Origin of the sequence: Paenibacillus sp. FSL R5-0928 (genome assembly GCF_037970385.1) — a bacterium.
Classification (GTDB): domain Bacteria; phylum Bacillota; class Bacilli; order Paenibacillales; family Paenibacillaceae; genus Paenibacillus_AQ; species Paenibacillus_AQ odorifer.
Window position 1 is genome coordinate 1072848 of sequence record NZ_CP150225.1, and the last position, 15018, is coordinate 1087865.

General features: G+C 47.3%; 7 protein-coding genes and 1 riboswitch. All 7 genes read left to right on the forward strand.

Annotated features, from left to right (window positions below; translation table 11 throughout):
• The first annotated feature begins 2 nt into the window (after window positions 1-2).
• Window positions 3-2405, forward strand: coding sequence for a transcription initiation factor TFIID (locus MKZ16_RS04620; RefSeq protein ID WP_081393345.1), 2403 nt, complete (start codon window positions 3-5; stop codon window positions 2403-2405).
• 288 nt (window positions 2406-2693) lie between these two features.
• Window positions 2694-3968, forward strand: coding sequence for a VWA domain-containing protein (locus MKZ16_RS04625; RefSeq protein ID WP_036680812.1), 1275 nt, complete (start codon window positions 2694-2696; stop codon window positions 3966-3968).
• Between the two features lie 24 nt (window positions 3969-3992).
• The gene (locus tag MKZ16_RS04630) at window positions 3993-4634 is read left to right on the forward strand and encodes a hypothetical protein (RefSeq protein WP_036680814.1); all 642 of its coding nucleotides are present in this window, start codon (window positions 3993-3995) and stop codon (window positions 4632-4634) included.
• Between the two features lie 82 nt (window positions 4635-4716).
• Window positions 4717-5979, forward strand: a complete 1263-nt coding sequence (locus MKZ16_RS04635; protein WP_038568871.1) for a hypothetical protein — start codon at window positions 4717-4719, stop codon at window positions 5977-5979.
• Window positions 5976-8972 (forward strand): hypothetical protein, encoded by a 2997-nt coding sequence (locus tag MKZ16_RS04640; RefSeq protein WP_076104210.1) that lies wholly within the window; start codon window positions 5976-5978, stop codon window positions 8970-8972. Before MKZ16_RS04635 ends, MKZ16_RS04640 begins: the two co-directional genes overlap by 4 nt.
• A 127-nt stretch (window positions 8973-9099) precedes the next feature.
• A riboswitch (cobalamin riboswitch) is annotated at window positions 9100-9303 on the forward strand.
• A 169-nt stretch (window positions 9304-9472) separates the two neighbouring features.
• The gene (locus MKZ16_RS04645; protein WP_076104211.1) at window positions 9473-12037 is read left to right on the forward strand and encodes a DUF4430 domain-containing protein; all 2565 of its coding nucleotides are present in this window, start codon (window positions 9473-9475) and stop codon (window positions 12035-12037) included.
• A gap of 202 nt (window positions 12038-12239) precedes the next feature.
• Complete coding sequence (locus MKZ16_RS04650; RefSeq protein ID WP_076104212.1) at window positions 12240-13946, forward strand: methyl-accepting chemotaxis protein; 1707 nt, start codon at window positions 12240-12242, stop codon at window positions 13944-13946.
• The last annotated feature ends 1072 nt before the right edge of the window (window positions 13947-15018 follow it).

Consider the following 15018-nt stretch of genomic DNA (forward strand, 5'->3'; position numbering starts at 1 on the left):
CTATGATCAAAACACAGGCATTATCTTATGGTGAACAATATGCGGTACAGGAAGAGGCACAGCGCAGCAAAGGGGATGGACGCAGCAGCATCCATTACCCTGCCCTGTTTCTGTTCGTAGGCGACAAGGTTGCTCCGGCCATCGGTCCGGTGCTGGATAGCTGCGAACGAAAATGGGATAACGCCGGCGGGGTTATGGCATTACATGCTGTGTCAGGTGCGGAAAAAGAGGGAACAGACGGAAGCAAAAGTAGATCTGATGCGGGAGGAAAAGACCGGGTGCTGGCCATGGCTTTGCCGGAAACGGCAGGGTCAGATCCACGCACTGTGCGTCATGAACTTTACCGCAAGTTTCATGAGGATACACGTTATCTTGCTGAAATGAATAAAGTTATCCGGCGGCTGAGCAACAGTATAGCGGATTATGGACGTCTATATTCATCTTTTGACGTCATCCATCTCTCTATCATTACGCGGGTTGATGATCCGCTTAATGTATTGCTGCCGGAAATTACACTGCTGGCTCGTGCTGTACTCGGCCAGTCCTTCAAGTCCGTACAGACAGATCTCTACGCTCTGATCAATGAGCGGGAGCAAGGGGATAATTTTGGATATTCCAGCTCAGTAGGGCTGGCTTTTCTGCGTGAATTGGACAGAATGCAGGCTACGGACTATAAGTTTAATGCGCCGTTACTTGTGACGGAAGACGGTCTGTCGATTCCAGTTGGCCATGGTCCTTCCGCATTATTTGACCTTGTGTATCTGCTCTCCGATAAGAATGAGCGCGGTATGATGTCTGCACACGGTATGGATGACAACTACGAGATTATTTCTCATATTAGTCTGCTCAAAAATCGGGTCCGCCCGGCTTCTGATCAGGCTACTGGTCATGGCGGATATAACAATATGACCTTCAAAAGCGGCATCAGAGGCAGCACTGGAAGACAAGGCTACGCCTCTGCTGGCTTTTCCGGGGTAAGAAGACCTAATGTTCAAATTGCTTTGGCAGTGCTGTATCATGCGTTCCGGCGGCTTGTCTCCGATATGCGTGAGGGCAGTTCGTGGACTATACGTGAACGGCAGGCGTTGTTAGGGCTGGACCCTGACAGCTTGCGGGAACACGCGGTACAGCTACTTCCGGAGAAAGACGGCCTGAATGAAATGACGGGTTTAATGAGTCACGGACGCCCTTCCTATAATGAACTGAAGCAGCTGTCACTTCGTGAAGCTGAACGGCAGTTGTTCGGTGAAGGGGGCGAAGCTTATTTCCGCAATAACTTTGTGGCAGAGTCAAACCGGAGAGTAGAGGGAATGAATCCATTACGCCAGTGGCGCACTATGCTGGCGGCACAGGAAACATCTACGCCTGCGGTAACCTTTTATCAGCTTGCGGAGTGGACGGCAGATCGTGATGAAGCCGGAAGTGTGCTCCATCTTTTACGTCAGCATATGGCAGGCTTGCGTTCCGCGATTCTCTCCATGCAGGAGGAGCTTGAGGATCTTTATGCAGAAAGCGTGGAGCGCCAGCCGTTCCAGCGTGTGCCGCTTTTTGACAAAAGAACAGTACGTAACTTCATTCATTACTTATTCTCAGCCGTATATGGCAAAAAATATGAACTATTGGGCCTAGAAAGTGAGCTTGCCCTATGCAGTCGTTTGGAATCTGCACTTGAGCAGCTTCATATGGAAAGTATGGCTCGTGTGAAAGCTATGGAGACTTTGGAGGAAGAATTGCGTATTACTGTTATGGACAGCATTGGGCGAACAAACGAAACAACGGGCCAGAACGTAATGGAATACTACCGCGTAGTCACAGAAGAAGTGATGAAGGATATCGAAACCCGGCGTGGACCTGGAATATTCTTCAGTGAGAAGTACATGGGCAGTATCTCCAAGCTCTTAGAACAAGGGAAAGAAGCTGTGATTGAGCGTTTGATTGATATTTGCCGCCGGGAGCTGCTGACAGCAGAACCTTTCAATTTATCTTTTGAGGAAGAGCTTTTGCGGCGTGCAAATGTTGCGGCAGCCTATGAGAATCGTCAGGTTCTATCGAGGGAAGAGCTGTTCAAGCGCTTGTATCATAATTTGGAAGAGGGCGCGGCCATTAATGTTCGGCTATTCGAATATACTCAAGAGCATCGTCATGAGGAGAAATATTTCTTCGGAGACAGTTCATCAGAATTCCTACGCTACGCATTTGGAGTGGATGAGACAACACGGATTTACCGGTTAGGATTCGTGCATGAGCAGCGGAGGAGCGGAGTGGAGAAGCTCAACCTGATGGGCGGCTTTCATTTAGAAGACCTGCTCTATTATCGCAACGGTAAGGTCTATTATGAGACTTATGCTCAGAATGGCTATCAGCTCCATGGGCTGAGTGAAGATCAGCTTCCTGAGATGCGCTGATGGCGTAATAGATGGGTACCCTCACTTTGAGTCCCTTTATTGCCTTTGTGCAGTATTTGATACAGTAGATTTAAGTAGATTTCTGGGATAGGGACATTTCTCCTTATTTCCAATGCACACTGTGCAATAGAATAGAAATAGTTGTTCCTCCTACTCCATTCTATTGCACAAAGTGCAATCTGGGGGATGATAACACATCCGGGTAGCCCGTTTATCAGGCAGCATAACCCCCGGAATGTTTAAAGGATAATAGTACAATTCAGGTTTTCCCGGAAAGGAAGTATAACGATGCAGAGAAAAATCAATCTGCTGCTGCTCTTCTTCAGTCTGATCGGCGGCGGGGTCGCCTTTCTTTTTGGCGAATGGCTGCTAAGCTGGTATAACGATCTGCCTTCCATCCTGCTTGTGGGTATTTATTTTGCCATTGTGGCGCTGGGTGTCGGTGTAGGCTGCCTGCTTGCAGAGATGATCTCGCCACGACTGAACGGAGCTTCATGGAAACAACGCTACCTGGGGTTATCGTGGAAACTGCTGCCTCTGATGATTGTCCTTGCACTTGGAGTTGGAGCCTTAACGGAGTTCGTTTATGAACTGAATTTTGGCGGTGCCAGACCGGTTAAGAATGTGGTGATGGCTATCGATGACTCAGGCAGTATGACGCAGAGTGATCCCGATAATAGCCGGTATTCAGCAGCAAAAGCGTTAATTACAAAAATGGACACTGACAATAAGGTGGCCGTGGTGACCTTTAACAACGAAGCTGTAGTTGTCCAGCCTTTAACGCCACTTTCAAATTCGGAGAATCGTGAGAAGGTGCTGACTGCAATCGATAATCTGCAGCCAACCGAAGGCGGCACGAATATTAGCGGTGCGGTCTCGGAGGCACTCAAGGAAATTGATAGTGACGGCAAAAAAGACCAAGGAGCTATGGTCATCTTGTTGTCTGACGGAGTGAGTAATTTCGATACCACAAGAGAGTTGCAGGCTTATGTAGAGCGCGGTATTGCCGTGAATACCATTGGTCTGGGCTTGAATGATCCAGCAGGCAATCAGCTGTTGCAGGATATTGCGAGAGTGACAGGCGGACACTATTATGATGTCAAGGATTCAGCCCTTCTGGGCGATGTGTTCCAGCAGATCTATGACCGTCTGGGAGATCGGACGCTGCTCACTGAGCGCAGTGATTCAACGGCAGACAGTCCTTATTATGCTGCGGTTCGTATATTATCATTGATGTTGATGGGGGCTGCGCTTGGATTAGGTCTGGGAATTATGTTTGATAACCGTCATTTGGCTAAAAGCTTTGGGATTGGCGGCGTAATATCTGGCTTGTTCGCAGGACTGATTCTGGAATTTGGACTTAGCGGTGACTCCTTTACAGATAGTCTTATTCGTCTTCTGGCTGTTCTAATATTAGCTGCTATTATTGCATTATTTACAGGCGTCATTCCGGTAGGTGAAGGACGTATTTATCGAAATAGAAGAAACAATAACGCAGCGCCTGCACCAGCATCGGATAACTTTCCGGGTCGGCGCAGAAACCGGAACAGCAAAGGATTCTAGTGTAGCGGAAAGGGGTTTACATTAATGAGGTACGCCGAGGTTAATGCTTCCGCTCCGGGAATAACGGATGTGACATCCCAAGTGGATGACCGATTCTGTACGCTGAGATGGCGCTGGCCGGACGGCGTGCAGGCGGTGTACATCCACAAAACCTCCGCAGAAGCGGCTGACATGGGAACCGGAGATGATCCGCCAGTAGGGATGAAGCTCTACACTCGTGAGGAATACAAATCTAACAATGGTTATCGTGATCGATTGGATGATATCGGCCTGATATCCTATACCATATTTGCTCGTCTTGCTGAGAACGGTGAGACTGTACTGGTGAGGCAAAGTGATGGTGTGAACCGGGTGATGGTCAGTGCAGGCAAAGCCCGAATCTATTATTCCATTCAACAAAAAAAAGCCTTATTCGGAAAACAAAAGACCGTACATATGGCGATTACGGCAGAAGTGCCCGTGGCACGGGATGTCCTCTGTTATGTCAAGAAACGTGGAGGGCATCCGGCAGGGAAAGAGGATGGTATTCTCTTTCCCTTCGTACAGGATTTCGCTCCTGGACGCAATGTACTTCCGCCGATTGAAATCGGTAAGGATGATTTTGTACGCATCTTTTTCACCGATGGCAAGAAATATGGGCTTTATTACGAATTGGTACCGGAGTGAGACTCGGTCTACGTGTACAAGCGGGTAATGAGCAGTGCGTTCATAGCAAGTACGTAGATACAACTTTTGGGAGGATGAGTAGATGTCTTTTTTTAGCCGTTTTATGAAAAAGAATCAGCCGGAGCCGCGGCCGCTTTTTTACGATATAGTGTGTCCGTATTGCTTCACCAAATTCTCTCCGGAGGATGTCGTCTTTCGGGCTATGCACAGCCGGGAGGACGATGAAAATTACGCATTGGGTGAGGATGACGCCTTGAACAAATACCGTGAGCGCTTCGGGCTCGATACGGTAGATGACATAGAAGCGATTATCAACCCGGCGGATATTCCGGAAGAATATCATCATTACACGGATCATGTGTTAACTGGGCTTACGGATCGTTACGGTGTGCTTACGCGCAGACGGCTTTGCCCGGCCTGCCATAATGAGCTGCCGGTGACTGCCGGGAAGGTGCCAAGTAACATCATCTCGATTATAGGGGCATCCCAAGTCGGGAAATCAGTGTATATGACCTCGCTGATCCACACATTGCAGCATACTACAGCAGGTCATTTTGATGCCGCTTGTATGCCGCTTAATGCAGAGATTAGCCGTAAGTTCCGTACATTGTATGAAGAACCGCTTTTTGAGCGCGGGGATCTGCTGGCTTCTACACAGAAGGAAAAAATGCAGGAGCCTTTTATCTTTCAGTTTGTCTTTAAGGATGAAAATAAACCGCCACTGACACTTGTATTCTTTGATGTAGCAGGTGAGGGTATGGTGGATCAGGATTATCTTGGACTTCATGGTCAGCATATCAAGAACTCTGCGGGTATTCTGTTTATGGTCGATCCGCTGCAAATCCGTTCTATCCGTGAAAAGATTCATATTAACATCGGTGACCGTCCCGGAGAATGGGTCTCACAATATGACGAGCCGCGCGATGTGGTGCTGACGATGTTCGGTGATTTTATTGCCTATCAGGAAAAGAGTAAGACAGACATTCCAACAGCGGTTGTACTTGCAAAAAGTGATATGCTGCATTCGCTGAAGGATGAGGATGGCGATTATATCAAGTCCAACAGCAATGTGTTCAATAACTATGTTCATCGCAAAACATTAAACATGGACGAGTTCCATAACATCGACGGGGAAATTCGCAGATTTATTGGTAAGGTGGACAGACCCTTTAAAGATACGATGGATGTTTATTTCGCGAATACGGGTTATTTTGCAGTATCTGCGTTGGGCAGCAATCCTGTGAATCAAAAGATTGAGGGTGTAGTAAGCCCGATTCGTGTAGACGAGCCTTTTATTTGGCTGCTGCATAAGCTGAAGTATATTGAGGGGAGCGACGGCCCGTGAATGGTTTCTCAGGGTCAACAATCGCCCAACAGATGTATACCCGCGAACGTCGCGGAGTGTTTCGTTCCACAGAAGGCTTCGATACGGTAGCGAAATCAGATAGTCTAGACAATAATTTTGTGAAAAAAATCCTTCATCCCTTCTGCCTCTACGATGCTCCTGCGGAGTTGACCGCGCGTGGGGAGAAGGATGAGGCTGCATATCCTGGAGCGCTGCACCTATTTCATGCCGAGAACGGGGATACAGTTATTGGGCTTAGTCGTTATCAAGCGGCCGATTTCACAGGCCAACGAAGCGCCTTTTTTGCACATAACTATGTAGTTCCTGCTTCACGTTCCGAAGAAATAGTCCAGAGCTATGGGGACTGGCTGCATGCTGATTTTGCAGAGCGTTATACTGGAGAGCTTGGTGGAACTTTGCCGGAGCTGCCCTCTATTCCAGTTGTTCGCACAGACCGCAGCCCTGACCCAATCGCAGGCTTACGCTTGTTAGGGATTGATGAAGGGATATTCAAGGCGTTATTGCAAGCTGTGATGCTCTCTGTAGCAGGTAAGAAAAAAATCTACGTGGCTCTAAACGTACCTATCACGGAGTTGTCCGCGCGGGCGGTGGAGCTTACAGAAATTCTGTATAGCGTGCTGCCGTATGAATTCCGTCGTAGATTAGGCGTGATTACGTATGCGAATGAACCGCAAAGCCGTAAATATATACATCTTAGCTTTGTGGAAAAAGGTTCGCTGCGTCCCGGTGATCGCAGTATTGAGAAGGATTATACCTTCGATTTGGCTTCCGGACGGATGGGAAATGTCGATTTTGGTGAGTCCCACCAGCCTTATGCTGATTTGGTGTGGAAGCTGTTACTGCTGAATCCAGGAGATATTAACGACTTTGTAAGCTTCGCCGATCAGATTCTGCGTGGAGAGAGTCCTGAGCATAAGCTATCCCTTGCTTTCTATAATGAGCTGGCTATATTTTATGAGATTGAGCAAGGGAACGAGCATTTATATACGGAGAATAAGAGTGCGGTGCTAAGTGGTTTGCTCTCTTACCTTAAACCAGACGGTGCAATTCATTCTAGAATCCGCTTGAACGATATTTTCTTAGAACGGTTCGACCGGGAATTTGATCTGATTCGGCAAAGGAATGTGCCAGATCCGGCGATTATGGAATGCTTTAAGGAGTATTTTGTACTTAAGGATCACAATTACAGGGTCAGAATCGTGGATTATTTCATCAATGGGATGCTTCATAGTGTGGAAGCGGGCCGCAAGGATATCTTGAGTGCCGCTTACGGGATCATTGAGAGTAATGATGAGTTAAGTGCAGCCTACTTCCAGCGCGTGATGTCTGAAACATATTTCCGTAAGCAGCTACTTGAGCCTTATATGGAATCAAGACTAGCTGCGGCGTCCAGATCTGCGGATATACTGAGCTTTGTACTCCATTGGGGGCGGTTCCTGCCAGTGGCGTTAGAGCAGTCTTTTGCTCAAAATGCTGTGAAGGATTATTTGCTTGAAAAGCTCCAGCTGGAACATGATCCGGTGGCTTCTGTAGCGGAAATTCATGAAATTGTAGATAAGGCAGAAAAAGATCGCCGCAAAGGAACAGGAGTTGCTCCTAAGGCACTCTCCCTAATGCAGGATCTTGCTGCTTCAGCAGATAGATTCTTACTGAACCGCTTATCGCTTTCCGATATGACGCAGGAGGAGCTTCTGGAGGTAGTTTTTTTACGGTATGGTAATGTTGTCGATTGGCAGCCGCCACTGGATAGGATTAGCAAGCAGAAAGAGAATGCGCTGCGTGCAGCTTACCGCTGGTTTGGTGAAGAGAAGCCGAATGAGGAGATTTTTGCAGGATTGTCTCCGCAGGAACTAGACGATGTGCAGCTACTGGGTCGTCGTTTGCTAAAAGAGGCGCGTGTTCTGGAACCCTTTGAACGGCTTCCGCTAGCCTTCTACTATACAACTCAGCGTGAAGGGGGTCCGCTGGATTACGATGCGCTTCTGGAGCTGTTAAAGCGTAAAGCCGGTTCCGACAAAGAAATCATCTATCGGTTTTTTGCTTGGTCGCAAGGCAATCCTTTATTTACGGTTTCGAATAAAAAGCTGCAACCGGGTTACCGTAAGGCGATTCTGAAGTATTTCCTGAGCAGTGATCGTGAAGCGTTCAAGAATCGGGAATTCCGAAAGAACTATGTCGCGGCAGCTCGGCCTGCTCTGCAAAATGTGTACAATGAAGCCCGCTCCCAACTGGCTTCCCCGCTGGCGCGCTGGATCAGCCGCAGCCGATTTCGACTCTTAATCTCCGGCTCCATTACGGGTATTCTGGTGATTATTGCAATTATCGTATTCAGTATGTTGCGTCCGGATGATACGAAGACGGCTCTGCCGGGGACAAGCCCTGAGCCGACCCCTGTTCAGAGTGCAGGCAATGTGCTGCCTCCGGCTTCAGTATACTTGAAGGATCAGAGCGTCGAAGGAGATAAGGGGAGCAGCATATTGGTGTTCACCTTCGCAAGTGCAGATGACTGTGTGCAGTTTCAACCGACTGAGATTAGTTTAATGTCTTCGTCTACAGAGATAGATAAAAGCTTTAAGGTCGCTGCTACGAATGGGACTTGTCCAGTGCCGTCAACGGATGGGACGGATGAGGGAAACGCCGCTGACGAGTCAGATGCCGCTGGCACTACTGGAGGAATAGCAGAAGGTGCAGACGCTACTAACGCTGTAGCTGATGCTTCTCCGTCTCCTACGCCTTCCTCTGATACTGAGGACAGCACTGGGTTGCCTTCCGCAACAGCTGTGACTGAAGGGGAACAACCTTCCTATCAGGTTGAGGTTACATTGGAGCCTGGAGCGACAATTCTAGAGAAAAGTATGATTAAAGCCGGAAGATTTACATTGATCGTAGATCCCGACCCTAATATTCCACCAGCTTCTGATTCAAGTGCTGAACCTTCCCCAACTGCAAGTCCGGAAGGAACAGCCGAATAACAAGCTTTCTGAACAGCAACACCTACCGGCAGGTGGTGTATTGCTGTTCATTTTTTTGCTGCCCATACTAAGCTTTTCTATAGACATGCTATGTATTAATAGATATGATTATGGATGTCAAAATAAGATACTACATACTGGAAAAGGTGCAGACTCTATCAATCTAGTCGTCTGCTTAAAAGGGAAGTCCGGTGCATGAGTCCGGCGCGGTCCCGCCACTGTATGTGCGGAGTTTTTCTTCTATAAGCCACTGCCCTGAAGGTAGGGTGGGAAGGTGAAGAACAGCGATGAAGCATTAGCCAGGAGACCTGCCTTTTTTGTGAGCGTTTCTATTCTTCGTGGGGTAAGAATGTGGAACATATACAGATGGACTATCGGCAGGAAGCAAGCGCCGCAGCCTCGATTTGTAATCTTCCCTGACCGCCCTCCAAAGGGGCGGTCTTTATGTTATGCGTCTTATTCCCAGCAGTACCCATTCTTATACAGAAAGAGGTTAAACAATGAAGAAAATCATGTCTTCCAAGTTTGTAGCACTTGGGCTGGCCTTATTCATGGTCATTTCAATTCTAGGAACATCTCTTGCTCCGGCAGGACAAATATTTGCAGAAGCGAGCGCTGGCGCCGGTCTGGAGGCAACTGCTGCGGAGCGGATTAATGTTGCGGATGCGACTTATGCGGCTGCAGAATATCTCTTGAAAGGTGGCGTACAATCAGATTGGCAAGCCATTGGCTTAGCGCAAGCAGGGTACAAGCTGCCAGCTAGTTACCATTCAGAGCTTGAGAAAAAAGTAAAAGAGGCAGCTGGGAATTTTGCCAATGTCACCGATTATGCTCGAATCGTGCTCGCAGTGAGAGCGATTGGTGCAGATCCTACTAGCTTTGCTGGTAATGGATCAACTCCTGGCTATAATCTGATTGAGAAAATTTATAATAACAGCAAGCTCAGTGAACAGACGCTTAATAATCCGGTATATGCTTTACTTGCGCTGGATTCTGGTAAATATAATATCCCAAGTGACGCGAAATGGACGGCGGATAAGCTCCTTACGGAGATTCTCTCCAAACAAAATCCAGATGGGGGCTTTGCACTAACCTCAGGCACAAGTGAGCCTGATATGACAGCGATAACCTTGACGGCTCTGGCGGCACATAAAAATAATCCCGAAGCCTACTTAGCAGGGCTACAAGCCGTAGCCTGGTTATCCGCAGCTCAAGATAGCCATGGGGGTTACGGTGACAGTGCTGAAAGTAGTGCACAAGCAATCCTTGGACTCACATCCTTTGGAGTTGATCCTAGTGGATTAGAATACACCAAAAACAAAGTGGATCTAATGGAGAACCTGCTCAGCTATCGTCTAGCTGATGGTAGCTTCACCCATAGCCGTGGTGGAAGCAGTAATGTTCTGGCGACAGAGCAAGGACTTCAGGCGCTGGTTGCGTATAATTTGCTGTATAAAGGAAGCAACAGTAAGCTATACGATTTTTCCAAATCCTCCGTTCAGAGCTCACTCATCTACGCTCCTGTAACGATTGAGGGACCACGGGCCACGTTGGCACAAGGGTACGCCTATGCTGGCAACGCACTTGGAGCGTTAGAGAAGCTGGCGCTTCAAACGAACTTGCCGATCACGAATCCTTCGGGCAGTTATGTGACTGGCATCGGAAGTATTGCTGCTGGAAGCTTTGGTGGTTATGACGGATGGATGTATGTTGTATCACGTGACGGAAAATGGATTAATCCCGATGTAGGCATGAGTGATTTTGTACTTAAAGATTCAGATCAGGTACTGGTTTATTATGCCGGAGATGACACTAAGCTTGTGGATTCCGTTACCCTTTCCAAAGCAAATCTTAAAGAGGGCGATTCTTTTAACGTCATTGTAACTAGTAAGACGTGGAAATGGGACGCTGCTACGAACACTTCCTCTCCTGTAACTGCAAAAGCTGCGGGTGTTCAGGTCCAAATTGGAGCTCAGACGGTAACGACGAATGCTAAAGGTGAGGCCGTATTCTCAGGAAATGTGCCCGCAGGTGACTATACACTGACTGTAACTGGCTACCGCGAAGGTAAAGCGCCAACGGTTGCTAAATATACAAAAGCTATAAAGGTAATTTCTAAGAATGTAACAGCTTCACTTACCGTTGAAGGCCCGGAAGGATTGATTAGTGAAGGGACTTTAAAAGCCTCCAATGCTCTTGAAGCGTTGCAGCAACTAGGGTCTACCGATGATTTTAAAGTAGATATCACCAAATCGTCTTATGGCAACTTTGTATCAGGTATCCATGGAGTTTCGCAAGGTACTTACGACGGATGGTGGAGCTTCGTAGTATCACGCGGCGGGGAGTGGATATATCCAAGTGTGGGTATGGATGCGTTCGAACTACAGGAATCCGATCGTGTGCTTGTCTATTATGCAGGTGAAAATACACAGGTTATAGATTCTGTGGCGCTTTCCCCAACGCAGCCAAAAGCTAATGAAGCTTTTACCGTAAAGGTTTCTCAGAAAAAGTGGGTGTGGAATCAGGACAGTTTCACTTCTGATCCGGTTACCTCACCAGCAGCAGGTGTGCAGGTTTCGATTGGTGATAAGAAGGTAATCACGAATGAACAAGGTGTAGCTGTTGTTGATGGGGGTCTCCCGGCAAATAGCTATACAATGACTGTTACCGGCTATGCTAAAGACAGCGTACCGAGCGTAGCGCGTTATACTCAGTCTCTGACTGTTGGATCGTCTGTTATTGCTCCAGTTAAAGCTACCGCTACCCTTTCAGTGATTGGAGATAGCCGGAAGGGAACCATCCTAGCCAGTACAACAGTAGCTCTAAAAGAGGGCGAAACGGCTTATAGCTTACTAGTCAGTCAATTAGGCACCAAGGTAGTATCATCCGGCAACGTTGGAAGCATCTACGTGAAATCTATTGACGGATTGGCTGAATTTGACGGAGGCCCAAGCAGCGGATGGAAGTATAAAACGAACCGGGATGCTGATCCAAGCATCAGTGCAGACAGTTATATTTTGCAGAACGGTGATACTTTGTACTGGTACTATACCTCTGGAGAATAAGGAAGAGGAATGATTAATTAGGCGGGCACAGGGATTCGGAGTAATAGCGGATCGGGTGCCCGCCCTTTTATTTTTTTGGAAAAGTCGTTTTATGACAATATATACTTTTATTCGACACAATATTTAAAAAATCATCAAACTCTTAGCCCTTCCGACCGATAAAAATAGATAGATCATAAGATAATGTGAAGGCGGAGTGTAGATGAAAAATTTGAAAGTGAAATACAAAATAGGGTTGCTTTTGGTATTCGCTGTAATCATGGTGAATGTTGTAGGTGGCATAGGCATCATCACGATGACCCGAATGGCCGAAAAAACAAATGAGACATATAATGAAAATTTATTGCCTGTTTCTTACGTAGGGCAGATGCGTACGAATAATCGGGCTATTGAATCCTATCTTTTGGAGCGTTTGATTAGCGTAAATGCCAGCAAAAACAAAGAACTTTCTGAGAGTATTCAAGTGAAGGTTCAGGATAATAATGAACTTATGAACAAGGTGAAAGCGATTCAGTATAATGATCCTGCTATTGTAAGTAAAATCAAAGAGTATGAGTCCTTTTTGCCAGATTATCGTGCACAGCGGGATAACATTATAAAGATTGCTGATAGTAATCATAATCAAGAGGCCTATAAAGTATTTTCAGGCGAATTTAACGAATCCCGTGAAAAAATGATCAACCTACTTAAAGGAATTAGTGATTCTTTGCTTAAAGATGCTGATGAACACAATTCAGATTCCATGGCAACCGCTAAAAGCATGCGGGTAAACAATACCATAATGATTACGTTCGCCTGGGTGATTTGTTTCGTAATTAGTATTGCAATTATTCGACTGATAACAAAACCCCTTAAAGAACTGCAAGGACTAATGAAGCGGGCAGAAGATGGAGATTTGACCGTGGTAGCAACGTACACCGCCAAGGATGAGATCGGCCAAATTAACAGTTCATTTAACAATATGCTGCAGGGCTTGCGGAAGATGATGCAAGGGATTGCAGAGAGTGCAGAACTGCTGTCAGCTTCATCGGAAGAGATGAGCGCTAGTGCTGAGCAGACCTCATTGGCTTCACAAATGATCGCTGTATCTTCTGGAGAGATTGCCGCGGGTTTTGATGAACAGACAGAGAGCATTAACAATACAACACGTTCCATAAAAGCAATGACCAATGATATTGCAGCCGTAGAGGGCAGCAGCTATGAAATGTCGGATCTAATGGGCGTAGTTTCCGGTTCATCGGATCGTGGAGTAGAGGCTGTAGACCAAATCATTGTGCAGATGAAGGAAATTGACCTCAGTGTAACTCAGAGTCAGGAGATTGTTTCTAATCTGGGGACATTGTCACAAGAGATTAATACAATTATTACAACGATTAACGGTATTGCTACACAGACGAATCTGCTTGCGCTCAACGCTTCTATAGAAGCAGCACGGGCCGGTGAGCATGGACGGGGATTTGCTGTAGTTGCTGGAGAAATTCGTAATCTGGCGGAAGCAACTAGAAATAGTTCTTTGCGGGTTACAGATATTATTACACATATCCAAAAGCAAACCGAAAGCGCAGTAGAATCCATGGCTTTGGGTACTGAGCTAGTCACCAATGGCGTAGTTCAAAGTCATCTGGTATCTCAAGCGTTTCATGAGATTCAGACTTCCATTAAAGAAGCTACCCTGCAGACAGCGGAGATCAGAGAAGCGGTTGCTCATGTCGCCTTAGAATCACAAGGTGTGGCAGCAGCTATGGAACAGGTCAACGTTATATCAAGTAAAGGGGCGGAGGGTGTTCAGGACACAAGTGCAGCGAGTCAGGAGCAACTATCCGCAATGGAGGAAATGTCGGCTTCAGCTCAGTATTTAGCGGTACTGGCAGAAGATCTGCAAAAAACATTGTCCAGCTTCAAACTATAGGCTTCTTAATATTGTTAAAACCAGCAGAGCAGCGGTTCTCCAGTAACGGAGATCGCTGCTCTGCTGTTTGTGGTTATAGCAGATTGGGAGCAAGCGCGAGCCAGTTGGTCTCAGTTGGTCAAGGGGGATAGATGTAAGCGGACTCAGCAGCTCAGGAGCGGATAGATGTAAGCTGGTCTCCGTAGGTCAGGAGCGGATAGACGTAAGCTGGACTCAGTAGGTTGCGGGCAAACATATGCTATGTGGGCTCCAGCGACACTATTGGCAGGCAAGACAGAGGGATGGAAACAATAAAAACTTCGGCGATGATCGGTATGCTCGTACCCCGTAACCTGTAAACCGTACCCCGTACCCCGTACCCCGTACCCCGTACCCCGTACCCCGTACCCCGTACCCCGTACCCCGTACCCCGTACCCCGTACCCCGTACCCCGTACCCCGTACCCCTAGTTTCACCGGCTGATCTCTAGTTTTTTAAACACACTATCTACTTGATATTCCCTAGTCTAAGGTCATTTGTGTCCGATGTGTGGGCTTATACTCATCCGCACAGGCTATCGGACACAGCAGCCGCTATTTGCACATTTATCGCCATTGGGGCGAAGTTTCGGACACCAGCGCAGCTATTGGTGTGGAAAACGCTGAAAACTGGTTTATTTCGCATCAATAGCGGCTATGAGGTCCGATAGCGTCCGAAATATAGCTAAATCCAGCAATTAAGGTCATGTGGGTCCGATAGCGTGGGCTCATACTCATCCCCACTGGTTTGCGGCTTGGAAGCGGAGTATCGGACACAGCAGCCGCTATTTGCCCATTTATCGCCCTTGGAGCGAAGTTTCGGACACCAGCGCAGCTATTGGTGTGGAAAACGCTGGAAACTAGTGTTTTTTGCACCAATAGCGGCTATGGGGTCCGATAGCACCCGAAACAGTGGCAAATCCAGCAATTAAGGTCATCTGGGTCCGATAGAAAAACTCGGGAGCGCGAATGTGATCGGATTAAATAAAAATTAGTTTTTAGATCAAGACCTGAAAAAAAGAGGGCATCCCCACAGCTAGTTCACAGCTGTGGGG

Excerpts from the sequence above, each read along its gene's own strand:
- MKZ16_RS04620 (WP_081393345.1), top strand. The coding sequence starts at position 3 with ATGATCAAAACACAGGCATTATCTTATGGTGAACAATATGCGGTACAG.
- MKZ16_RS04625 (WP_036680812.1), top strand. The coding sequence starts at position 2,694 with ATGCAGAGAAAAATCAATCTGCTGCTGCTCTTCTTCAGTCTGATCGGC.
- MKZ16_RS04630 (WP_036680814.1), top strand. The coding sequence starts at position 3,993 with ATGAGGTACGCCGAGGTTAATGCTTCCGCTCCGGGAATAACGGATGTG.
- MKZ16_RS04635 (WP_038568871.1), top strand. The coding sequence starts at position 4,717 with ATGTCTTTTTTTAGCCGTTTTATGAAAAAGAATCAGCCGGAGCCGCGG.
- MKZ16_RS04645 (WP_076104211.1), top strand. The coding sequence starts at position 9,473 with ATGAAGAAAATCATGTCTTCCAAGTTTGTAGCACTTGGGCTGGCCTTA.
- MKZ16_RS04650 (WP_076104212.1), top strand. The coding sequence starts at position 12,240 with ATGAAAAATTTGAAAGTGAAATACAAAATAGGGTTGCTTTTGGTATTC.